Annotated in this window: 19 protein-coding genes; 10 read left to right on the top strand and 9 right to left on the bottom strand. The window is 40.1% G+C overall.

Translation table 11 applies throughout. The features are described 5' to 3' along the window. Nucleotides 1-162 precede the first annotated feature (162 nt). From AN389_RS10185 to AN389_RS10170, 4 genes are all read left to right on the top strand, one after another. Entirely contained in the window at nt 163-1377 is a 1215-nt protein-coding gene (locus AN389_RS10185; RefSeq protein ID WP_055017677.1) for a thiamine pyrophosphate-dependent dehydrogenase E1 component subunit alpha, read from the top strand. After that, nucleotides 1377-2354 carry an alpha-ketoacid dehydrogenase subunit beta gene (locus AN389_RS10180; RefSeq protein ID WP_055017676.1) on the top strand — a complete coding sequence of 326 codons (978 nt, stop codon included), beginning with the start codon at nt 1377-1379 and terminating at the stop codon, nt 2352-2354. The genes AN389_RS10185 and AN389_RS10180 overlap by 1 nt, the downstream gene beginning before the upstream one ends. Before the next feature lie 8 nt (nt 2355-2362). Next, nucleotides 2363-3949, top strand: coding sequence for a dihydrolipoyllysine-residue acetyltransferase (locus AN389_RS10175; RefSeq protein ID WP_055019752.1), 1587 nt, complete (start codon nt 2363-2365; stop codon nt 3947-3949). Nucleotides 3950-4086: 137 nt separating this feature from the next. Further along, nucleotides 4087-4452 (top strand): DUF805 domain-containing protein, encoded by a 366-nt coding sequence (locus AN389_RS10170; protein WP_055015970.1) that lies wholly within the window; start codon nt 4087-4089, stop codon nt 4450-4452. Nucleotides 4453-4520: 68 nt separating this feature from the next. Here AN389_RS10170 and AN389_RS10165 read toward each other — a convergent pair whose 3' ends face one another. Then, entirely contained in the window at nt 4521-5690 is a 1170-nt protein-coding gene (locus AN389_RS10165) for a putative manganese transporter (RefSeq protein WP_055017674.1), read from the bottom strand. Between the two features lie 123 nt (nt 5691-5813). Further along, a complete protein-coding gene (locus tag AN389_RS10160) occupies nt 5814-7439 on the bottom strand; it encodes a M28 family metallopeptidase (protein WP_055019751.1) in 1626 nt (541 codons plus the stop codon). A 113-nt stretch (nt 7440-7552) separates the two neighbouring features. Between AN389_RS10160 and AN389_RS10155 the strand changes: the two genes are divergently transcribed. The 4 genes from AN389_RS10155 (at nt 7553) to AN389_RS10140 (ending at nt 13693) form a co-directional block, all read left to right on the top strand. Continuing rightward, nucleotides 7553-8365 (top strand): DUF3025 domain-containing protein, encoded by an 813-nt coding sequence (locus tag AN389_RS10155; protein ID WP_055017672.1) that lies wholly within the window; start codon nt 7553-7555, stop codon nt 8363-8365. After that, entirely contained in the window at nt 8362-9150 is a 789-nt protein-coding gene (locus AN389_RS10150; RefSeq protein ID WP_055017671.1) for an ABC transporter ATP-binding protein, read from the top strand. Before AN389_RS10155 ends, AN389_RS10150 begins: the two co-directional genes overlap by 4 nt. Beyond that, entirely contained in the window at nt 9143-10351 is a 1209-nt protein-coding gene (locus AN389_RS10145) for an ABC transporter permease (RefSeq protein ID WP_055017670.1), read from the top strand. Before AN389_RS10150 ends, AN389_RS10145 begins: the two co-directional genes overlap by 8 nt. Before the next feature lie 288 nt (nt 10352-10639). Continuing rightward, on the top strand, nt 10640-13693 hold the full coding sequence (locus AN389_RS10140) for an ATP-binding protein (RefSeq protein WP_055019750.1): 3054 nt from the start codon (nt 10640-10642) through the stop codon (nt 13691-13693). A 17-nt stretch (nt 13694-13710) separates the two neighbouring features. On the opposite strand, the gene AN389_RS10135 is transcribed toward AN389_RS10140, so the two are convergent. From AN389_RS10135 to AN389_RS10110, 6 genes are all read right to left on the bottom strand, one after another. Further along, a complete protein-coding gene (locus AN389_RS10135) occupies nt 13711-14550 on the bottom strand; it encodes a UDP-2,3-diacylglucosamine diphosphatase (protein ID WP_055019749.1) in 840 nt (279 codons plus the stop codon). A gap of 231 nt (nt 14551-14781) precedes the next feature. Next, on the bottom strand, nt 14782-16506 hold the full coding sequence (locus AN389_RS10130) for a proline--tRNA ligase (protein ID WP_055019748.1): 1725 nt from the start codon (nt 16504-16506) through the stop codon (nt 14782-14784). Nucleotides 16507-16596: 90 nt separating this feature from the next. Then, the gene (gene tsaA, locus AN389_RS10125) at nt 16597-17301 is read right to left on the bottom strand and encodes a tRNA (N6-threonylcarbamoyladenosine(37)-N6)-methyltransferase TrmO (RefSeq protein ID WP_055014851.1); all 705 of its coding nucleotides are present in this window, start codon (nt 17299-17301) and stop codon (nt 16597-16599) included. A 191-nt stretch (nt 17302-17492) separates the two neighbouring features. Then, nucleotides 17493-18062, bottom strand: coding sequence for an outer membrane beta-barrel protein (locus AN389_RS10120; RefSeq protein ID WP_055019747.1), 570 nt, complete (start codon nt 18060-18062; stop codon nt 17493-17495). 238 nt (nt 18063-18300) lie between these two features. Then, nucleotides 18301-18765 carry an acyl-CoA thioesterase gene (locus AN389_RS10115; protein ID WP_055014849.1) on the bottom strand — a complete coding sequence of 155 codons (465 nt, stop codon included), beginning with the start codon at nt 18763-18765 and terminating at the stop codon, nt 18301-18303. 133 nt (nt 18766-18898) lie between these two features. Then, on the bottom strand, nt 18899-20545 hold the full coding sequence (locus AN389_RS10110) for an electron transfer flavoprotein-ubiquinone oxidoreductase (protein ID WP_055019746.1): 1647 nt from the start codon (nt 20543-20545) through the stop codon (nt 18899-18901). A gap of 206 nt (nt 20546-20751) precedes the next feature. On the opposite strand from AN389_RS10110, the gene AN389_RS10105 reads away from it, so the two are divergent. Beyond that, nucleotides 20752-21501, top strand: a complete 750-nt coding sequence (locus tag AN389_RS10105; RefSeq protein ID WP_055019745.1) for an electron transfer flavoprotein subunit beta/FixA family protein — start codon at nt 20752-20754, stop codon at nt 21499-21501. Further along, a complete protein-coding gene (locus AN389_RS10100; RefSeq protein WP_055014846.1) occupies nt 21502-22428 on the top strand; it encodes an electron transfer flavoprotein subunit alpha/FixB family protein in 927 nt (308 codons plus the stop codon). A gap of 49 nt (nt 22429-22477) precedes the next feature. On the opposite strand, the gene AN389_RS10095 is transcribed toward AN389_RS10100, so the two are convergent. After that, the gene (locus tag AN389_RS10095; protein WP_055014845.1) at nt 22478-23410 is read right to left on the bottom strand and encodes a PstS family phosphate ABC transporter substrate-binding protein; all 933 of its coding nucleotides are present in this window, start codon (nt 23408-23410) and stop codon (nt 22478-22480) included. Nucleotides 23411-23521 lie beyond the last annotated feature (111 nt).

The following is a 23521-nucleotide window of genomic DNA, read 5'->3' as shown; positions in this document are numbered from 1 at the left end:
TTGTTTCGTCTTACACGTGTTGAATAACAGCTTACGTTAACGTAAGGTGGTGGCAGCTTTAATTAAATACAGCGCAGATGCTGCAAAGTTTATTCGCAAGCCTCACCCATAACAAAAACTTAAAAGGGGTGCTGTATCACAGACAACAAGAGAAGGTAGGTTATGAGTAACCCAAATAACGTATCGCTGAATATTAACCACGACCTCGAGTTTATAGACGGTCATGCGCTAACTATTCCAACCCTTAGTATTTTAACTGAGGACGGCGACATTCATCCTAGTGCTACCGCACCGACTATTTCTAAACACACAGCACTTAAACTTTATGAAACAATGCGTTTTATTCGCTTACTTGATGAGCGTATGCAAGGCGCGCAGCGCCAAGGCCGCGTGAGTTTTTACATGCAGTGTTTAGGCGAAGAGGCTGCTGTTACAGCGTCTGCTGCTGCACTTGACCAAAACGACATGATTATGGCGCAATACCGCGAACAAGCAGCTTTGCATTACCGCGGGTTTACGCTTGATCAATTTATGAATCAGATGTTTTCTAATGAATTAGATTTAGGAAAAGGGCGCCAAATGCCGATTCATTATGGTTCAAAAGAATTAAATTATATGACCATATCATCGCCTCTCGGTACGCAAATCCCTCAAGCGACAGGGTATGCCTATGGTCAAAAAGTAAAACACATTGACGCAAAAACCGGCGAGCTTGCAAGCACCATAGATAATGTAACGATATGTTACTTTGGTGAAGGCGCTGCCTCTGAAGGTGACTTTCATGCGGGGTTAAATATGGCTGCGGTGCACAAAGCCCCTGTGATATTTTTTGCACGAAATAATGGTTATGCTATTTCAACGCCTGCTGATGAGCAATTTAAAGGTGATGGCATAGCCTCTCGAGGCGTGGGCTATGGTATTAAAACCATACGTGTTGACGGCTCAGATGCATTAGCTGTGTTTGCAGCAACACAAAAGGCTCGCGACATTGCAGCAACGCAAGGTGAGCCGGTATTAATTGAGTCAATAGCGTATAGATTGGGTGCTCATTCTACCTCAGATGATCCAAGTGGTTACCGCTCAAAAGATGAAGAAGCCACACATAAAGTTTGCCCAATAGATAAATTTAAAAAATGGTTAATTAAACAAGATTGGTTAAATGAAGAGGACGATGCTAAGGCCAAAGAGGTTATTCGAGAAGATATTTTAGCCGCCCTAAAACGTGCTGAAAAAGTGCAAAAGCCAGCACTTGAAGAGCTTATATCAGATGTTTACGATACGCCAATTCCTTCGCTTACTCGCCAATATAATGATTTAAAAGCACATATAAAGCAACACCCAGACGCGTACCCAGTCACTGCAGGGAGAATTAAGTAATGGCTAAAATGAACATGCTACACGCAATTAACTCTGCACTTGATATCACTATGAATGAGCACCCTCAGGCGTGTATTTTTGGTGAAGATGTTGGCTATTTTGGGGGGGTTTTTAGAGCGACCTCAGGTTTGCAAGAAAAGTACGGTAAACACCGCGTATTTAACACCCCGCTTACAGAGCAAGGTATTTTAGGTTTTGCCAATGGCTTAGCCGCGTTTGGAGCGCCTGCACTTGCTGAAATACAATTTGCTGATTATATTTTCCCGGCATTTGACCAAATAGTGAATGAGTCTGCCAAATTTAGATACCGTAGTGGTAATGAATTTAATGTGGGCAATTTAACGATTCGCACACCGTATGGTGGCGGTATAGCGGGGGGCTTATATCACTCACAATCACCAGAGGCCTACTTTGCCCATACGCCAGGGCTAAAAATAGTGGTACCGCGTAACCCTTACCAAGCAAAAGGGTTACTACGCGCTTGCATTAAAGACGATAACCCCGTTATTTTCTTCGAGCCTAAACGCTTATACCGCGCTTCTACCGGCGAAGTACCAGAGGATGATTACAGCATTGAGCTTGGTAAAGCCGAAGTAGTACAAGAAGGCACAGATATCACCGTGCTTGCGTGGGGTGCGCAAATGGAAATTGTTGAAAACGCAGCAAAACAAGCCAATGAACAAGGTATTAGTTGTGAGGTGATTGACCTTAGAAGCATATTACCGTGGGATGTTGAGACAATTGCGAAGTCGGTCACTAAAACAGGGCGTTTAGTGATAAGCCACGAAGCGCCTATTACCAATGGTTTTGGCGCCGAAATTGCGGCGACTATTCAGCAAGAATGCTTTTTACACCTAGAGTCACCCATTATGCGGGTTTGTGGTTTAGATACACCTTATCCACTTGCGCTTGAAAAAGAATATGTACCTGATGCGCTAAAAGTAATGGCCGCAATTAAACAATCAATGGATTTTTAGGGGATACCATGGCTAAAGATTTTATATTACCCGATATTGGTGAAGGCATTGTTGAGTGCGAAGTGGTTGAGTGGCTAATACAAGAGGGTGACACAGTAAAAGAAGATCAACCCATTTGTGATGTAATGACAGACAAAGCACTCGTACAAATACCGGCTGTGCACGATGGCGTAATCACTAAACTGTATTATCAAAAAGGGGAAATAGCGCAGGTTCATGCCCCCTTGTTTGCTATGGATGTAGCTGGCGAAAGCCAAAGCGAGGAAACTCCCACAGATGAAGTAAAAAATACACAAAGTGATACCTCATCCTCAGCACAATTAGAAGATTTTATCCTACCGGATATTGGTGAAGGCATTGTTGAGTGTGAAATTGTCGATTGGCTGGTAGCTGAAGGCGATGAAATACAAGAAGATCAGGCTGTGTGTGATGTTATGACCGATAAAGCGCTGGTACAAATTCCTGCTAAATATACAGGTACAGTGAAAAAGCTTTACTATCAAAAAGGTGAAATTGCTCAAGTACACAGCCCGCTATTTCAAATGAGCATAGCTGGCAGTTCAGCAAAACCAAATGTTGATGTAAACGAAGCCGTTGTAAAAGCTCAAAGCAAAGCGGCAGATAAAGCTGTGGCAAAGCCACAAACAGCAGCAAATAAAATTGTTAATAAAAAAGCGGTTGCCTCACCTGCTGTAAGGCGAAAAGCACGCGAGTTAGATGTTGATTTAACATGCGTGCCGGGCAGCGGAAAAAATGGCCGTATTTATAAACAAGACATAGAAGAATTTATTAAAGGTGAGGTCCCTAACACAATAGATACATCAGCACTTAGCGGCGCTAGTTCTAAAAATAGTGTGACACAAAGCACAGAACCAAAAACACAAAGCGGGGGTATGCGTACAGAGCCAATTAAAGGCATTAAAGCGGCTATGGCAAAGCAAATGATGGCCTCGGTCTCTACAATCCCGCATTTTACTTTTAGTGACGAGATAGACTTGACGCAATTAATTGCCCTGCGAGCCAGCTTAAAAGAGCAGTATAAAGCGCAAGGCATAAAGCTCACTATGATGCCATTTTTTATCAAAGCGTTATCGCTTGCGATGAAAGAGTACCCATTGCTTAATTCTAAAGTAAATGATGACTGCACTGAGCTTACCTACTATGACGAACACAATATTGGGGTAGCGGTGGACTCCAAGGTGGGTTTATTAGTCCCTAACATTAAATCGTGCCAATCTAAGAGTATTGTTGACGTTGCAAACAGCCTAACTCGCTTAACTGATGCTGCACGCGAAGGGCGCGTATCTCCCGATGACCTAAAAGGGGGCACCATTAGCATTTCAAATATTGGTGCAATTGGTGGCACTATTGCGACCCCAATCATTAACAAGCCCGAGGTTGCAATTGTTGCCCTAGGAAAGTTACAACACTTACCGCGTTTTGATGAAAGCGGCGAAGTTGTAAGCAGAGCGATTATGCAAGTAAGTTGGTCGGGCGATCACCGTGTTATTGATGGCGGTACAATTGCGCGCTTCAATAATTTGTGGAAGTCGTATTTAGAAAACCCATCTGTAATGATGATGGCAATGAGCTAAAATTAGCCTCGTAAAAAACCAGCAATTTGCTGGTTTTTTGTTTTAAAACGCTGTGTTTTTAATTAAGATACAATTGTTACTAAAAAGTAACAGCTAAAACCCGCTAGGGAATATAAAACTAACACTAAGGAATTTTTATGGAACATTATATGAACGCACTGCGTAGCTACGCAGATTTTTCAGGACGTAATCGTCGCAAAGCTTACTGGATGTTTGTATTGTTTAATACTATCTTTTCAATCATCTGCAATGTGATTGATAGCGCACTAGGTACTATGTTTATTGGCTCTATTTATAGTTTAGCGCTATTAATACCAGGTTTGAGCGCTGGCGCACGCCGTTTACACGATACTGGCCGTTCTGGCTGGTGGCAGCTACTTTGGTTAGTGCCAATTATTGGTTGGATTGTTTTAATTGTGTTCCTTGCGCAAGACTCACATGAAGGTGAGAATGATTTTGGTCCAAATCCTAAAGAGTTATCGGCTGAACCTGCTTCGGTATAAATAACACGCGAGTATTAAAAAAGCTCAGCAATTGCTGAGCTTTTTTGTACTTATGATTTTTAAAACTGTTAACTTAAAAAGTAGAGCCCGTAACCAACAACTAAAGCAGGTATAGAGGTATACAAGGTAGCAATTACAGCCGCTTTTGGTGCCATTGCAATTGCCGGAAATAGTGCATCGCCATCGTTTGAAATTGCATTAGCAGCTAATGCACTAAAAGGAATAATGCCTTGTATATAAAGTGTGGTAACAATTATTTGTGGTCCACAACCTGGTAAAAAACCAATGATGACTGCAATCAACGGTGCTAAATAGGCGTAGTGCATAAACCACGTTTTTAAATCAAGGCCTACTACACTGACTAATATTTCAAACAGCATGAACGAAGCAACCACCCATGCAGTAACAAAATGCGTATCTTGAAGTACTTTTATAAGCTTTGAAGGCGGATTACATTCATCCTCCTCTGAGGTGATCTCTTTATAGGTTTCACCTTTAGAAGAGTAGGCCCAAATAACAACCGTAAACAGGGCCATTGCTGCACCAAATAAGCTAATTCCGGTGCTGGTATACTGACCAAATTGGCTAAAATCAACATTAAATGCAATTAAAAGCGCAATGATTAAACTTGGAATAATGGCAAACATCCACACAGGTTTGCTTACTTTTATTATTTTTGTAGGCAAAACTTTTACTTGGTGTTTTTGCTCTTGTGCGCTTGGGCGTAAAAAATCAGGTGTATGAATTGCATTGACTATTAACCCACATAGTGTGCCTACCACTAAACCTATAGCCATTATTGTTAAACCTTCAGTAGGGCGCGTAGCAAGCAGTAAAAAAGCAGCATCACCCATTGTAGCGGTAAGTACTGCAACAATGGCCCCGAAACTTGCTTGGCCTTTAGTATATTGAGTCACCACAATAATAGCACCACCACAGCCAGGTAAAGCGCCAAGGACGGATGCAAACAATACCTCAAGTGGTTTAGATTTAGCGCTTAAGTAGCTCATTTCTAACTGAGGGATATGTTCTATTGCGTAGTAGTAAATAAGTAACGTAGCTGCTACAAATACACTAACTTGAAAAAACGCATCACTGAGTGCAGTAATGGTTATTTCGCGAAGGCTAGGTACAGCTAAACATACCAATAAAAAAAGTGGTAGGAGTAAGCGTTTATTTTGGCTAACAAACCGTTTGGAAGCTGGCGTAATAAATCCTATTTGAGAGAGTAAAATCATAAGTGTGCCCCAGTTTTATTTTATCTAGGACACACTGTATAATTTTTGCAAATGATAATCAATATCATTTGCATCTATTTAAATCGATGGCTCAGTTTGAGTTTATCGATTACGGGCTATTTGCTATTTACGTTGAAATTCTGAGTTTTCGTACCATAACGGCCATTGTGCTTGCTCTGATATATCAAAGCCTACTTTATAAAACAGCTGTAAGTCTTGCACCGCACCAGATAAATCCCACTCGTCGCGGTATCTATCACATGGCTGATGGTAACATCCACGTAGAACTAAACTCATACGCTTTCGGTAATTGGCTGTATCTTCATCAGCGGCAATTGTACCGCCGCCTGCATACATAGCCGGAATACCCATGTTTGCAAATGCAAAGTGATCAGAGCGGTAATAACCACCTGATGATGGTTTAGGGTCGCCAGCTATGGTTCTACCTTGCTCTTTTGCGGCTTTTGCTAGCAGGTCGTCCATTTGCGATTTACCTAAACCAACGACGTTCATGTCTTTTACTTTACCTAATAAGTTTAGGCTATCCATGTTTATATTGGCGACAGTTTTATCAGCCGCAATAACTGGGTTTGCAGCGTAGTATTTAGAGCCAAGTAAGCCTTGCTCTTCAGCCGTAACAGCTAAAAAAGTCATTGAGCGAGTAGGGTGCTTTGGCAACTTAGTAAATGCCTCTGCTACTTCAATTAGCCCTGCGGTACCTGTGGCGTTATCGTGTGCACCATTATAAATTTGATCGCCTTTACGGGTTGTATCTGTTCCTAAGTGATCCCAATGCGCTGAATAAATAACATGCTCATCTGCTTTCTCGCTACCCGGTAGCGTGGCGATAAAATTATACGATACTGACTTTTTAATTGTGTTTTTTACATTAACCGTTGCAGTTAAATCGCCCATATCAACGTTATAAGCACCTTTAGCAGCATTGGCCTTAGCAGTCTCAAAATCAAGGCCAGCCTTAGTAAATAGCTCTTTTGCTACATCACTAGTTACCCAACCTTCAACGGCAACGCGGTCCATATTGTTGTTTTCTTTTTGAAAGCCAAACTGCTCTCCACTCCACGAGTTTTCAACTACCGACCATGGGTAAGATGCAGGTGCTGTTTCATGAATGATAATTGCACCTGCGGCGCCTTGACGACTCGCTTCTTCGTACTTATAGGTCCAACGTCCGTAATAGGTCATTGCATCACCCGTAAATAGCGCAGGATCTTTAGTAGCAAAACCTGGGTCGTTAACAAGCATAACAACAGTTTTGCCTTTTACGTCTAGGCCTTCGTAATCGTTCCAGTTATATTCGGGGGCGTTTACACCGTAACCAACAAATACAAGCTCTGAATTTTCTATGCCTTCTTGTTCACTGATACGGCTACTGCCCATAACCATATCTTTTTTATATTGATAGTCTTTACCACCAATACTTAATACCATGTCTGAATCTGCTTCTAACGAAACAAGCGGTACTTCTTGCAAAAAGCTATCGCCATTACCGGGTTCATACCCTAATGCTTTAAATTGTGTTGTTAAGTAATCTAAAGTTAGTTTTTCGCCTTCAGATGATGGGGCTCTGCCGCCAAATTTGTCAGATGCAAGTACCTTAATATGGGCCGCAAGTTCATCTTCTTTAATACTGTTGTAACCATTTGTTACATCGGTAGGTGTAATACTTGTTGTTGCACAGCCAGCTACAACAGCGCCAGCAATTAGTGTGAGAGAGAAATATCGTTTCATAGTAGCTCTATTCTTGTTCTAAGATGAGATTAGTATATTAACTTCTATTAATTAGAACCAGTTTTTGCGGTAAACTGCCCGCAAATTAACAGGATAAATTGTTAAAGGTATAAATGAAGCGCTTTACTCCGCCCGAGCAATGGCAAGTTAGTAGTTTAAAAAGCGGTGCGTTTGAGCACTTACGAACACTGTTTAATATTGATAAACAAACTGATTGGCCATGCCCTGATTGGTTTGCCCCATATTTAAAAGCCATTAATGCAAATAACCTCCCAATAAGGTTTGAAGACGATGCAACCATAGATTTTGGTGAGCGCTATTATGAACAAGTTATTTTTGAAACCGGCATAGTCCCAACCCGAACTAAAAATTGGCACGATTTGTTTGGTGGGTTTATTTGGTGCTTGTTTCCAAAAACAAAGGCACTTATAAATCAGCGACACGTAGAAGAAATAGCGCAACACGGTTTAAAACAGCGTACTAAGCATCGCAATGCTCTTACCTTGTTTGACGAATGTGGTGTGGTGCTTGCCATTAGTGAGTCTAAGTGGCAAGCACTTTTAACAGAGCACCAATGGAAAACTGCATTTGTTACGCACCGAGATGAGTGGAGCAAAACAATAAAACCATTTATGTTTGGACATGCTAATTATGAAATGATGACAAAGCCATATATAGGACTCACGGGTAAAGCACTATTTGTATGTGTACCTGATGAAATATTTTGTAAAGATTTAGTTACTCAATATCAGTACCTAGACCAATTACTTTATGAGAAGATAAAAATAGAGCATTGCTTAGCCGATAATAAACAGCTTTCTCCATTGCCATTATTAGGTGTACCAGGATGGCATGACGCAAATGTAAATGAATCGTTCTATGATAATACCGACTACTTTAGAGCTAAACGAAGGATACGAAAATGATAGAAGTCGCAGGGCTTAAAAAAAAGTTTAAGTTAACCAAGGATCATAAGAAAAATAAAGTTGATGATATAGACCCCCGTGAAGATAAAGATTTTTTTCATTCAGTGAGAGGTGTCAGCTTTCAATGCGCAAAAGGCGAAGTATTAGGCTTACTTGGCCCTAATGGCGCAGGAAAGACCACTACCTTACGCATGCTCTCAACTGCACTTAAGCCTGATGAAGGTGCAATCACTGTTGCCGGCAATGACATAATTAAAAAGCCGTTAGTAGGGCGTAAATCAATAGGTTTTTTATCAGGCTCGACGGGCTTATATGGACGTCTGACTGTTAAAGAAAATATTGAATACTTTGCAAAACTTCATCGCATGAACAAAGAGCAAATAGCGGCGCGTTGTGAAGAGCTTTTTACTTTGCTCGACATGCATAAATTTATTGATAAACGTGCAGAAAACTTATCTACCGGCATGAAGCAAAAAGCCAATATTGCTCGCGCTGTGGTACACCACCCAGAGGTAGTGGTACTCGATGAGCCAACAACAGGCCTCGACATCATGACAACACAAACAGTGATTAACTTTATTAAAGGGTTAAAGGTGCAAGGCACGCCTGTTATTTTTTCAACGCACCATTTAGATGAAGTCGCACTTTTATGTGACCGCGTAGCGGTAATTAATGAAGGAATTAGCTGCTTTGATGGCACGCTTGCTGAATTTAAACAAAAAGGCAACAGTGAAGAGCTAAACCAAGCGTTTATGAATATATTAACGGAGAAGCATGATGTTTGAAGTGTTTAAAAAGGAATTAAAAGAACTCCTACGCGACAAAAAAACCCTGTTATTTGTAGTGGCACTGCCTGTTGCCGTATTTCCACTCTTGTTTGCTGTTATGGCTTTCATTAGCTCTCAAGCTGCATTAGACGCTGAACAAGAAGTACATACCTACGCGATTATTAATGGCGAATACGCCCCAGAATTTACCGAAAACGTGTTTTACCATAAAAGCTTTGAGCTTTATAAAGGGTCTAGAACCTTTAACAACATTGAAGAGCTAAAAGCGGGTGTTATTGATGGTGAGATTGATATGGGTATTTATTTACCAGCCAACGCTAAGCAATCTTTAGATCAATTTGAACAAAGTAAATGGCAAGTAGTATTCAATGATGCTAAGTCTATAAACTTTTTATTCCAGCGTGTAAAAGAGCTGGCTAAAGAATACAGCGATGTGCTGCAAAGCGAAAAATTAGAAAGCTTTGGTATTGATAAAAAGGCCCACACAGCTTTACTTACTCCTATTGAAGTTGTGAAAGTTGACACCGCAGACAAACGAGAAAACCTAGGTGAAAAGCTCGGCGGATTTTTACCTTATTTACTTATACCTTTAGTTTTGATGGGGGCAACGTACCCAGCAATTGATTTAGGTGCAGGTGAAAAAGAGCGCGGCACATTAGAGACTTTACTGCTTACACCCATAACGCGTACAGAGTTGGTATTGGGCAAATTTATCACTTTATTAACCACCTCAATTGCATCTACCACAATAACAGTGTTGAGTATGGGCGGGTGGATAGCCGTAGCCCTTGCATTTGCAGACCTTGAAGTAATTAAAACAGCGTTTAGTTCACTTGCGGTAAGTGACTTATTGATGATTTTTGTTCTGTTATTACCCATTGCAGCAATATTTTCAGCCCTTGCTTTGGCTATATCAATATATGCACGCACCTTTAAAGAAGCACAAAATTATATGGCTCCTTTAAGCATGGGGGTGTTTTTTCCTATTATTGTTTCTATCATGCCGAATATGGAACTTACAGCCAAAACAGCATTTATACCTGTCACTAACGTAGCACTGGCTATAAAAGAAATAGTAAAAGGCACAGTTGATTACACCTTAGTAGGCTTAATCTTTTTAGCAACGGCATTAATTGCCGGGGCATTACTTGCCTTTTGTGTTAAGTGGTTTAACCGCGAAGATGTATTGTTTAGGTAATTAAATATTTTTGGAAGCGGGCAGGGTTTTTATCTTGCCCGTTTGTGTATTTTTATAAATGTAATTTTTAGCGCGTTTATTATTAAAGGGCTCTTATTTGTGTGTTTTTTTGTCTTTAATTCATCTTAAATTAATGCTGCAACTTAATAGTAATACTAAGTGATTAATTTAGAGTATTTGTTCGAATTTTAATTACGTATTTTTAAATAACTAATTATTTTTACTTCTATTTTTTATTAAATAATCCTCTATAATCTAAGCTAGAAAATAGTGAGGAGTAAGGGTTCAATGCTAAAAAGGAATGTATTTATAACAGCAGCAAGAGGTAATAAATTATTACTTGTTGCTATTATTGTTTTTTTAGTTATTGCATTGCCTTCAGCGTATGTGTTTGAAAAAAAAGTGCGTGCGGAAATATACAGCGATGCGCACAATGAGCTTAGTCGTGAGCTTGAAACAAAAGCGGCGTCTTTAAAAAATCATTTAAACGACAGTATTACCGCTATTCGCTTTTTAAACGCGACTCCACCCATTCAAGGTATTTCTAGAGCAACCGACAATCAATTAATTGACCCACTTTTACAGACCCCCATTGCTGTATGGCAAGACCGCCTTGCGGATATTTTTAGCGGGTTTATGCGTACAGACGATTCTATTTTGCAAGCACGATACATTATGCTGGCAGAAAACGGCCAAGAAATAGTACGTGTTGATCGCATGCTAGGAGATATAAATAGACTTGAGGGCGCGCAATTACAAAAAAAAGGGGGGCGAGATTATGTACTTAAAGCCAGTATGCTTGATGAAAAAAGCGTGTATATATCGCCAATTAATTACAATCGTGAAAACGGTGAAATACAAAAGCCCTTTGTAAGCACATACCGTGTAGCTAAACCTGTTTTTGATAACTTAAAGCAAGTATTTGCTATTTTGGTGACAAATTATTCTGCCGATAAATTGTTTGAAAGTTTAACTTTTGAACTCCCTCCTGGGGTTAATATTTACCTGCTTAACAATGAAAGCGAGTTTTTATACCATCCAAACCCTGATTTACGTTTTGGTTTTGAATTTAACCAAGGCAAAACGTGGGGTGATGAATTTAGCCCTTCACAAAACATGAATTTACACGAAACCTTGTTAATAGGTGATATACCAAAGCAGTATTTTTTAAATAAACGAGTAAGTTTTGAAGGCGATGTTGCCATGCTGCCTTTAGAGCTTGCGGTTTCTATTGATTCAAAAACGTTACTTGAACGCGTTGCAAAAAGGCGAGAAAGCTTTATTGCTATAATTGCTTCATTTTTTACCATATTTATAATTATTACGTTATTGTACCAGCGTTATATTAACCGCAAGCTGCTGATAAACTCTTTGACAGAGCAAAATAATAAAGTAATTGAAAATTCACTCGATGCCATTTTTACCATAGACAATGATGAAACTATTATTCATTGTAACCAAACCGCTAAAAAGGTATTTGCAACTAGGCTCGGTAATGACAACATCCGCTTTAATGACTTATTTATCCTTGCAGATGAAGACAAAGACTGTATTAGAGAAACCATTGAGCAGGGTTCTAAAATGCCATTTGAAGCGGTGTATACTGATGATGGCAAAAAAGAATATTATTCAATTACGCTTACCAGTGTATTTGATGTATTTAGCAATCGTTATCAAGTTGCTGCTATTTTACGTAATATTAGCTCGTTAAAGTACATTCAATCACAGTTACAGGGGCTCAATAGCACGTTAGAACTTAAGGTAACTCAGCGTACTGTAGAGCTAGAGCGAGCAATTGATCAGGCACTAGCTGCAAGCCAAGCAAAAAGTGACTTTGTCGCTAATATTTCCCACGAAATACGTACCCCTATGAACGGCGTTTTAGGCATGCTTGAAATGCTAAAAGAAGACAGCCTCTCTGAGCAACAACAGCATTATTTAAAATTGGCTAATAACAGCGCTCACTCGTTAATGAATTTAATTAACGATATTTTAGACTTTTCTAAAATTGAAGCGGGTAAGTTAGATATTGATAATCACTCGTTTGACGTAATCTCGGTTTGCAGCGATATGATTAATTCGATTGCACTTCAAGGTCAGCGTAAAGGGTTAGAGGTGTTTTTAAATACCCAAAATGTTATTGATAGAATGGTTATCGGAGATAGCCACCGACTTAAGCAAATTTTAATTAATTTAATCAATAATGCGTTTAAGTTTACGCATAAAGGCGAAGTAAGTTTAACCCTAAACTCTAAATACATTACCGACAGTAAAATTTTAATGAGCTTTATAATTAAAGACACTGGTATTGGTATTGCTCCTGAAAACATAGATAAACTCTTTGATGTGTTTACTCAAGAGGATTCAAGCACGACGCGCCATTTTGGTGGTACGGGGTTAGGGTTATCTATTTGTAAAAAGCTGGCACAGTTAATGGGTGGCAATATCACTGTGAACAGTGAGAAAGGAGTAGGCAGCACATTTGTTGCAACGGTAGAATTACATGTGGCGCAACAGAAAAAACTTAATACGGGTATTGAGCTTGCAAAAGAGGTAAGCGTGGCAGCACTTATTGCACGTGATAACGTATTTAAAAATGTGTGTGGTTTACTAACCCAAACCTGTAAAATTCTGCCAAGCCGCATTACACGACTCGACTATTTTAGCGAGCACAGTGAGTTTGACGCCGATTTACTGATTATTGATGACGAGCACCCGCAAGTTAATGCGCTAATAAGCTATTGCGAAAAGGCAGATAAAAAATACGTGCTTATATTGCGAGACATGGTGGTTAATAAACAATCTAAAAAAGTGTTTCCTGAGCATAGCCACATTTTGCACAAACCGCTTACGCAAGATCAATTTACTTATAAGCTTGGCAGTATTTTTGGCGCTAATAGTGAGTTTGTTTTAACCGCACCCAAACAACCAAATGACTTGGAGCCAGAGCCGGAGTTATCGCGGTATCATGTATTATTGGTTGATGACAACATGATCAATATTGAGGTAGCTAAAGCCATTTTAAAACGCACTGGTATAAAAATTACCTGTGCCAATGATGGCATAGAAGCGCTCTCTGCACTTAAATTTAATCAAGAGCAACCGTTTGACTTAATTTTAATGGACTGCCAAATGCCTAACCTAGATGGCTACGATACCACCAGTGAGATAAGAAATGCTAAAGCGGGGGTTGAGTATATTAGTATCCCAATTATTGCTATGACCGCAAGTGCTATGGAAGGCGATAGAGAACGCTGTATCACCGCTGGCATGAATGATTATATTACCAAGCCAATAAAGCCTAAAACGCTTAAAAATAGGCTATTAACCTGGTTAAACTAAATTGGCTAAGTCAGCAGTTACGCTGCTGACTTATTTGGTTTGGTATCAGTTTGAATAGGTTTAACTATGCTGGTTACATCGGCTGTATCAAGTACTTTTTGCGTATCAGACCAATGCAACAGCGCTATTTTTCCGTTTGGTTGCTCAACTAATGCGGTACAGCTTTCAACCCAATCACCATCATTACAGTACACTATGCCATCTACCACTTTAATTTTAGGGTGGTGGATGTGTCCGCAAATAATGCCATCGACCTTTTGTTTTTTTGCCTCATGAATAGCGGCATCTTCAAAAGCAGAAATGGCTTCACGGGCTTTATGTACGCGTGCTTTTATCCACGCAGCAAGCGAATAGTAGTTACCGCCAAACACTTTACGAACGCGGTTAGTCCAACGATTTAAAAACAGTAGCAAGTCGTAACCTGCATCGCCTGCAATACTAATTAGCTTGTTGTAGCGGGTTGCCGAGTCAAAATCATCACCGTGTAGCAGCAAAAAGCGCTTATTGGCTTTAGTTGTGTGAATAAACTGCTGGTGGACTTCTACACCAAATAAAGTTTGATTTATGTAGTGGCGAAAGGTCTCGTCGTGATTGCCAGGTATATATATTACACGGGTGCCGTCAAGGGCTTTTTGTTGAATGCAACTAAGCACTTGGTAATGGGATGGGTGCCAATAAAAGTGCCGTTTCATCGACCATAAATCAACAATATCACCCACTAAATAAAGCGTATCGCACTCAATTGCGTTTAAAAAATCTAATAAATAGTCGGCTCTACAGTCTTTATAGCCTAAGTGTACATCCGATATCCAAACGGCTGGATAATGCTGCTTTTTGCGCTGTTGATTGTTTGTCATGCCCGTCATCCATAGTGTAATAATTAAACACTGTAGATAAATCTAATGACACTTATGAGACACTTTAGCGAAGCCTCCATGACAATTATCTTATGCCAAGCAATTAAAAGTTTATTGTGTTAGAAGAGGCGATTAGCCGAGCGGCTCTTATATACATTACGATTAAAGGCATATAAAAAAAAGGCCGCATGTTTAAATGCGGCCTCGTAGTGTGCTTAAGCGTAGATGTTATTAACCTTTAACAGCCGCTTTGATAGTCTCAATTGCGGTGTCTAAATCAACCATTAACTTTTCACCGGTGCGGCGATTTTTAAGCTCAACCTTGTTTTTATCAAGATTACGCTCACCAATAACTAAAGTATAAGGTACACCCATTAATTCCATGTCGTTAAACATAACGCCTGGGCGCTCTTTACGGTCATCAAATAAAACATCGAGGCCGGCATCTTTCAAACCTTGATATAGATTATTAGCAATATCAGGAATACGATGCGACTTATGCATGTTCATTGGCACTATCGCTAAATCAAATGGGGCGATAGATTGTGGCCAAATGATACCGTAATCATCATTATTTTGCTCAATAGCCGCTGCTACAATGCGCGATACACCAATACCGTAACAACCCATCGTCATTACTTGGTTTTTACCCGACTCGCTCAGTACGCCTGCTTTCATGGCTTCTGAGTACTTAGTACCCAGTTGGAAAATATGGCCAACTTCAATACCGCGTTTAATTTGTAAAGAGCCTTGTCCACACGGGCTTGGATCGCCTTCAACAATGTTACGAATATCAGCAACTTGATATTCTTTAACATCGCGATCCCAGTTAATTCCGCTAAAGTGCTCGTCATCTTTATTAGCACCAGCTACAAAATCAGCCATTACGTTAGCAGTTCTATCAACGATAATAGGCATTGTTAAGCCCACAGGGCCAAGTGACCCAGGCTTTGCGCCAACGGCAGCAACTATGTCGGCCTCAGTTGCCATTTCTAGCGGTGAATCAACCAGTGGGTGCTTTTCTGCTTTTAATTCGTTTAACTCATGATCGCCACGCAGTACGAGAGCAACTAAACCACGTTGACCATTTTCATCTGGTGCTCCGTACACAATTAATGTTTTAACGCCGCGGTGTGGTTTAACACCGTAGTGCTTTTTAAGCTCGCTAATTGTTTTAGCATTCGGTGTAGGAAACGCTTTAAGCTCTTTAGAAGGCTCAGGACGACTTTGAGTTGGTGCTAGCGCTTCTGCTTTTTCAATGTTAGCTGCATAATCGCTTGCATCACTAAAGGCAATTGCATCTTCACCCGATTCAGCAAGTACATGGAACTCATGCGACAAGCTACCACCAATAGAGCCTGTATCAGCAAGCACAGGGCGGTACTCTAAGTCTAAACGTTCAAAAATATTGCAGTATGCTTTATGCATAACTTGATAGGTTTCGTCTAAACACGCTTCACTTAAGTGAAATGAATAGGCGTCTTTCATCGTAAATTCACGCGCACGCATTACACCAAAACGAGGGCGTCTTTCATCACGTACTTTAGTTTGTACTTGGTACAAAGTAACAGGCAGTTGTTTGTAACTGCTAATTTCTTTGCGAACAAAATCGGTGATCACTTCTTCATGAGTAGGACCAAGCGCAAATTCACGATTATGACGGTCATTAAATCGTACCAGCTCAGGGCCAAATTGTTCCCAACGGCCAGACTCTTGCCATAAATCGGCAGGTTGAATTACCGGCATAAGCATCTCTATTGCACCGGCTTTATCCATTTCTTCACGAACAATATTTTCTACTTTACGAAGTACGCGTAAACCAGAGGGCAACCAAGTATATAAACCCGAAGCGACGCGACGGATCATACCGGCTCTAAGCATTAATTGATGCGAAATAATTTCAGCATCTGATGGCGTTTCTTTAAGTGTTGCGAGTATATATTGACTGGTACGCATGATTTTTCCGAAATTAAGTAATATGTTCTTTTTAATAGGGCGCTAAGTTTACCAGCGCTTGCTTTTACACTAAAGCGCTAACTGCACTTTTTAGGTATTTTCTATACTTGTTACTAAGTTATGCTCGCCGTTGACTTGCCAGCGTATATTATAATTATACAGTGTCATGCCATAACTTTGCTCGCCTTGTTTTTGTTTTTTATAAGCTGGGCGTGGGTCTTGTTTTAGTACATTAGCAATAAAATCTTTAAGCTCAGGGTAGTGTGTTTGTGTCGCAATAAAGTCAATTGCCTCGGGTGTAAACTCAACGCTCATTTGTGTTTCTGGGCGGGTATCGGCAAAGCCTGCACTGGCGTCGTGCATTGCATCTGAATACGGTAAATAAGGCTTTATATCCACAATAGGCGTGCCATCGAGTAAATCTATACCAGCAAGCAGTAAACTAAGTTGGCCATTTTTATACTCTACACCTTCAAGTTTTACAGCACTCATACCAATAGCGTTGGGTCTAAACGTAGCACGGGTTGCAAATACCCCTTTACGCTCATTTCCGCCTAATCGTGGAGGGCGCACCATCGCAGAGTAGCCTTTATCAGCAGTTTCATGAAATCTAAACAATAACCAAATGTGGCTAAATTCTTCAATACCACGCACAAACTCTTCGCGGTTAAACTCAGTGGTAAAAATAAGTTTGGCTTTTGCTTGAGGTACTAAACGGGGTTGTCTAGGTATTGCAAACTTTTGTTTATAGGGAGACTGAATGTGACCAACTGCCGAAATGCTATATTCGCTCATAATGCTTATTTATTTAAAAAATAGGGGAGTATTCTACCTCTATTTATGAGTTATAGCAGTACAGTTAGTGAGTAATATTTTAGACCGTATGGTTTATATGCATCCAAAACAAAGATTAAGGTGGCGGGTAAACATGGGTTAATTAAAAAAGGTGAGCACATGGCCCACCCTTAACTTTAATTTAATTACTATTAAAACATGTATTGAATTGACACTGATGCTACGTCCATTTCTGGGTCAATGTCATCATCTAATTCGTAACGTTCGTATTCTAAACGCATTTGAACATTGCTAGAAAACGCGTATTGAATACCTGCACCGTAAAATACGTCGCCGCCGTCTTGTGAGGCTGAAATGCTACCAACAGGAAGCTCTTGCTCTACATCTGCATCCCATTCAAACCAACCACCTTTAGCATATACCGAAAAGCTTTCAGAAAGCGGTGCCGCTAAAGTGGCTGCTAATGATACACCATCAACTTCCGCTTTACTGTCAATGTCACTTACTTCATCAAAGTTTTGATAAGCCAATTCAAGGCCAAAGTGTTCATTAAACTGTGTACCAATGTACCCTTTAAGCATTTGTGCATCGTCGTCAAATTCAGTGTCATTTTCGCTGTCTTCAAATTCAAATGAGTATTGACCATAGCCTACACCTGTATAAATGCGAGGAGAATCAAAATCCGTAATATCAGCGTGTGCTGCAGAGTTAAAACCCAGTGTTGCTAAAGCAATTGCAGAAAGAGAAAGTGTTTTAATCATTGTATAGCTCCTTTAAAAAATAATATATGTTTGACCAACTTATCAAACGACAATTAGATATTTGCAGCGAGCATGCCAACAACAATAATTGATTGCAAAATAGCCGTAAAAAGGACATTTACGGCTAATATAGGTTGTTTTTGTATTTTTTATAAGCAGAGTGAACTTTTTTGAATTTTTGTTTTCTAAATAAAGCTTGTACCTTTTACACGGTTTTTGTGAGTTTTACATTGTACGTTTATACTTTATGAAGCAAGTTTTCTGTCTCTATCGCAATCTGCTTCATCTTAATTGCATAGTTTTCTAATTTTTTATCTTCATCTGTTACTGCTTTAAATGCAGGAACCTCTACTGGGTAACCTGTTTCGTCCATAGCTACAAAGCTAATAACACAGTGGTTAGTTTCAACCATGTTTTGTGTTTTAGGATCGCCACAGCGAACTTGAATAAATATTTGCATGCTGGTTGAGCCTGTATGCGCTATTTTGGCTTCTACCTCTACAATTTGACCTACAAGGATAGGGCGTCTAAATTTAACCCCAGCTACAGAAACAGTCACACAGTAATGACCACTCCATCCGGCAGCACAGGCATAGCCCGCTTGGTCAATCCATTTCATGACCACACCACCGTGGACCTTTCCACCAAAATTTACATCGGTTGGCTCTGCTAAAAAACGAAATACAACATTTGACGACGGCATATTAAACTCTCACTTTGTTAAACTTAATTAAGAGCATAACGTAAAAAAGGGGCCGAAGCCCCTGCAATTTAGGATAGGTTTATAATTTATATGTAAAAGAGGCGTTTTTTATACGCCTTTATGCATAAAATAGTTACATATTTGGGTAGTTAGGGCCGCCAGCGCCTTCGGGTGTAACCCAGGTAATATTTTGGCTAGGATCTTTAATGTCGCAGGTTTTACAATGCACACAGTTTTGTGCGTTGATGACAAATTGGTTTTCGCCTTCTATTTTTTGCACTTCATATACACCAGCCGGACAATAACGCTGTGCGGGTTCATCAAATTTAACTAAGTTAACTGAGATAGGAATTGAGTCATCTTTTAATTTTAAGTGGCACGGCTGCGATTCTTCATGGTTAGTGTTTGATAAAAATACGCTAGAGAGTTTATCAAAGCTAATTTGTCCATCTGGCTTAGGGTAGTTAATGTTAGGGCTGTTAGCTGCATCTTTAAGCGTGTCGTAATCGGGCGTGTTATCTTTAAAGGTAAAGGGCAGAGCACCTTTGAATATGTTTTGATCTAGGGTGTTGTACGCACCTCCAACAAATTTACCCAATGTATGCATCGCAGGGCCAAAATTGCGAGATTGGTATAGCTCTTTATAAGCCCATGAATTTTCAAACGCGTTTTTGTATTCAGCTAAATCTGTATTGGCGTGGCCCATGTTGAGTGCATTAAAAATAACTTCTGCCGCCACCATTCCCGACTTCATTGCAGTATGATTACCCTTGATTTTGGCAAAATTGAGTGTACCTGCATCGCAACCTATTAATAGTCCACCTGCAAAATGCATTTTTGGTAATGAATAAAGGCCGCCTTTGGCAATAGCGCGAGCACCATAAGCAATACGTTCACCCCCTTCAAGGGTGTGTTTAAACACAGGGTGGTGTTTCATTCGTTGGAACTCATCAAATGGACTTAGGTGAGGGTTCGCGTAATTTAAGTCAACAATTAAACCTACAACCACCTGATTGTTTTCACAATGGTACATAAATGAGCCGCCATTAGTATCGCCACACAGTGGCCAGCCCGTACCATGAACGACTTTGCCTTGTTGGTGTTTGCTTGCATCAATTTGCCATATTTCTTTAAAGCCTAAGCCATAGTGTTGTGGCGAAGCTTCTTTATCAAGCGCAAACTCATTGATAAGTTGTTTCCCTAAATGGCCGCGACAACCCTCAGCAAATATCGTGTATTTCGCACGAAGCTCCATACCTGGCATATAGCCATCTTTTTCATTGCCATCTTTATCAACACCCATGTCACCTGTGATAATCCCTTTGACAATATCTTGCTCAATAATTAAAGAGTGAGCACTAAAGCCTGGGAATATCTCAACGCCTAAGTTTTCGGCTTGCTCTGCAAGCCACCTGCACACATTCCCCATCGATACAATGTAATTGCCTTCATTATGAAATGTTTTAGGGGTCGCAAAGCGAGGGAGAGCGGTGGCTTTCTCACTGTTATTAAACCAATAAATTTCATCGTGGGAGACTTGCGTTGTAATAGGCGCATCAAGTTCTTGCCAGTTTGGTAAAAGCTCGTCTAAGGCTTTAGTTTCAAATACCGCCCCTGAAAGAATATGCGCGCCTACTTCGGAGCCTTTTTCTACTACACAAATACTCAGCTCTTGTTGTTTTTCTTGAGCTAATTGCGCGAGTTTAATGGCACTGGCAAGACCTGCTGGGCCCGCGCCTACGATAACTACATCAAATTCCATGGTTTCACGTTCGACCATAATAACCTCTTAATCAATGACGGGCTTAGCTAAATTAGATAAGCAATGCAGCCTTTTTAATACTTGCACATTAAATGTTACAGGCTGTGAATACTTTAAGGTTATTTTAGGTTGACGTTTACGTCAACAGGAAGTAGTCTGAATTCATAAAATAAATAGGTTGACGTAAACGTTAGCTTGTAGGTTTAAATATAGATGGAGTTCCTATGAAAGTTCTCGTTCCAATAAAAAGAGTGATCGATTACAACGTTAAAGCACGCGTAAAGGCTGATAACAGTGACGTTGACTTAGCAAATGTAAAAATGGCAATGAACCCATTTTGTGAAATTGCTATAGAAGAAGCGATTCGATTAAAAGAAGCGGGTACAGCCACTGAGGTTATCGCAGTAACAATTGGTGCAAAAGCTGCACAAGAGCAGCTACGCACTGCACTTGCATTAGGTGCAGATAAAGCCATTCACATCGAAACGGATGAAAAACTAGAGTCATTGCACATCGCTAAATTATTAGCAAAATTAGTGGAGCAAGAGGCTCCTGAGTTGGTTATCCTTGGCAAGCAATCTATTGATTCAGACAACAATCAAACAGGCCAAATGTTAGCGGCTTTAACTAAGCGCAGCCAAGGTACATTTGCCTCTAAAGTAGATATAAACGGTAATACAGTTAATGTTACCCGAGAAGTAGATGGTGGCTTACAAACGGTTGCTCTGAAACTGCCTGCTATTGTAACTACCGATTTGCGCTTAAACGAGCCGCGCTATGCATCGCTGCCTAATATCATGAAAGCGAAGCGCAAACCTCTCGATGTCATAGCAGCAGATTCGTTAGGTGTTGACTTAACACCGCGCGTAGAATTAATAAAAGTAGAAGAGCCGGCTAAGCGCAGTGGGGGCATTATTGTTGAAGATGTTGTCCAACTAGTTGAAAAACTTAAAACAGAGGCAAAGGTGATTTAAATGAAAACACTTGTAATTGCAGAGCACGATAACGGTGCACTAAAACCAGAAACCTCAAAAACAATAAATGCGGCAAGTAAATTAGGTTTTGATATAGATGTGCTTATAGCAGGGACAAACCTAGGCGCAATGAGTGAGAAAGCGGCCTGTATTGAAGGGGTTACTAATGTATTGACCTCTGACAATACCCTTTATGAGCATCAATTAGCTGAAAATATGGCTGAACTTGTTTTAAGCATAGCCGATGACTATACACATATTGTTGCCAGTGCAACGACCACCGGCAAAAACTTTATGCCACGCGTGGCCGCTCTTTTGGATGTGGCGCAAATCTCAGAAATAATTGAAGTGGTAGATAGCGAAACTTTTAAACGTCCAATTTACGCTGGTAATGCCATTGCCACGGTTAAGTCGCTAGATAACAAAAAAGTAATCACCGTACGTGCGAGCAGCTTTGACTTACAAAACGAACAATCACCTGCCAATATTAGTGCATTGGAAGCTGCGAATGATGTACAACTAAGTGACTTTGTAAGCGTTGAGCAAACTGAGTCGGAACGTCCTGAGCTTACAGCTGCAGAAGTGGTTATTTCTGGTGGTCGCGGTATGCAAAACGGTGAAAATTTCGCGTTATTAAACGGTATTGCCGATAAGTTAGGTGCAGCTATTGGTGCATCACGCGCAGCCGTTGATGCAGGCTTTGTACCTAATGATATGCAAGTGGGGCAAACAGGTAAAATTGTTGCCCCTAACTTATATATTGCAGTCGGTATTAGTGGTGCTATTCAGCACTTAGCAGGTATGAAAGATTCAAAAGTCATTGTTGCAATAAACAAAGACCCAGACGCGCCAATATTTCAGGTAGCAGATTACGGTCTAGTTGCTGATTTATTTGATGTATTACCGCAGCTTGAAAACGCGCTTTAAACACATTCTGGTTGTAAAGCCGCGGTGAACTTAGGTTCCTGCGGCTTTTTTATTCCACCTCAACCATAGAGTAATGATGTGCTGACAAAGTATCTAAAACACGTTTATTTTTTAATAAATTAAGCAACAAATCGGTTTGCTCTACAGAGCGGCTAGATTGGCTATTTACTAATAAAATAAGGGGGCGAACAAACGTATATTCACCGTTTTTAATGGTTTCATCGGAAACGTCAACGCCATTGATGCCCAGTAAATTTATTTTATTAATTTTTTTAGACCCCTGTAGTTGAGATACAGCGCCATAAGAGTCAAAGGCAATAGCATTAGGCATACGTTGTACTATGCCAAGCGCTTGATTAAATTCGTCGTACATTTGTACTTCAGTTTTTGGAAATAAACCGCGGTTACCGGTTTGCTTTAATTTAATAGTATTGGCATTTGGTACGCGCATAAACGTTAGGTTTAAAAATTCTAACAAAATATCAAATGTGCCATGATTATAGGCCTTACTAAAAAGTAAAATTTTGTTATCTCTTTGTGTCTCTGGTACATAATCTGGGTTAACTTCTTGCCATGTTTTATATTTACCCGCATAAATATTACTAAGCTGCTCAATGCTTAGCGAGTTGATATTATTTTTCTTGTTAGTGAAAAAGACCAACGCATCTTGCGCAATAATAATTTGGCGAACGTGAGGGTATTTTTCTTGTTCGGCGTTGGTTAAATAACGCGAAGACGTGCCAATATCTATAATGTTCTCCGCTATGGCTTTAATGCCTTTAGTACTTCCCATAGAGCGAATTTGCATGGCGGTATTGGTTTGTTTTTCAAAGGTAGGTTTGATTAAATGCAAAAGGTGTGTAACCGAAGAGGAGCCACCAATAAGTAACGGTTTGTGTTGTGGATCAATATTGGAAACGGATGTTGCTATGTTTGATGAAGAAAGCAGTACGGTAGCTGCTAAAATAAGGTTTTTTATCATGCTATTAGTCCGATAACGAATTCGTTATAAAACTATAGCTCAAAATTTATAAATCTCTAATTTATAAACAGTATCTTAAACAGGCATTAAAAAGCCAGCAAAAAAGCTGGC

It is taken from the genome of Pseudoalteromonas sp. P1-7a, from assembly GCF_001401855.1.
Taxonomy (GTDB): Bacteria; Pseudomonadota; Gammaproteobacteria; order Enterobacterales; family Alteromonadaceae; genus Pseudoalteromonas.
Note: the sequence above shows the minus strand (reverse complement) of the source record. Positions and strands in the feature narration are given on the sequence as shown.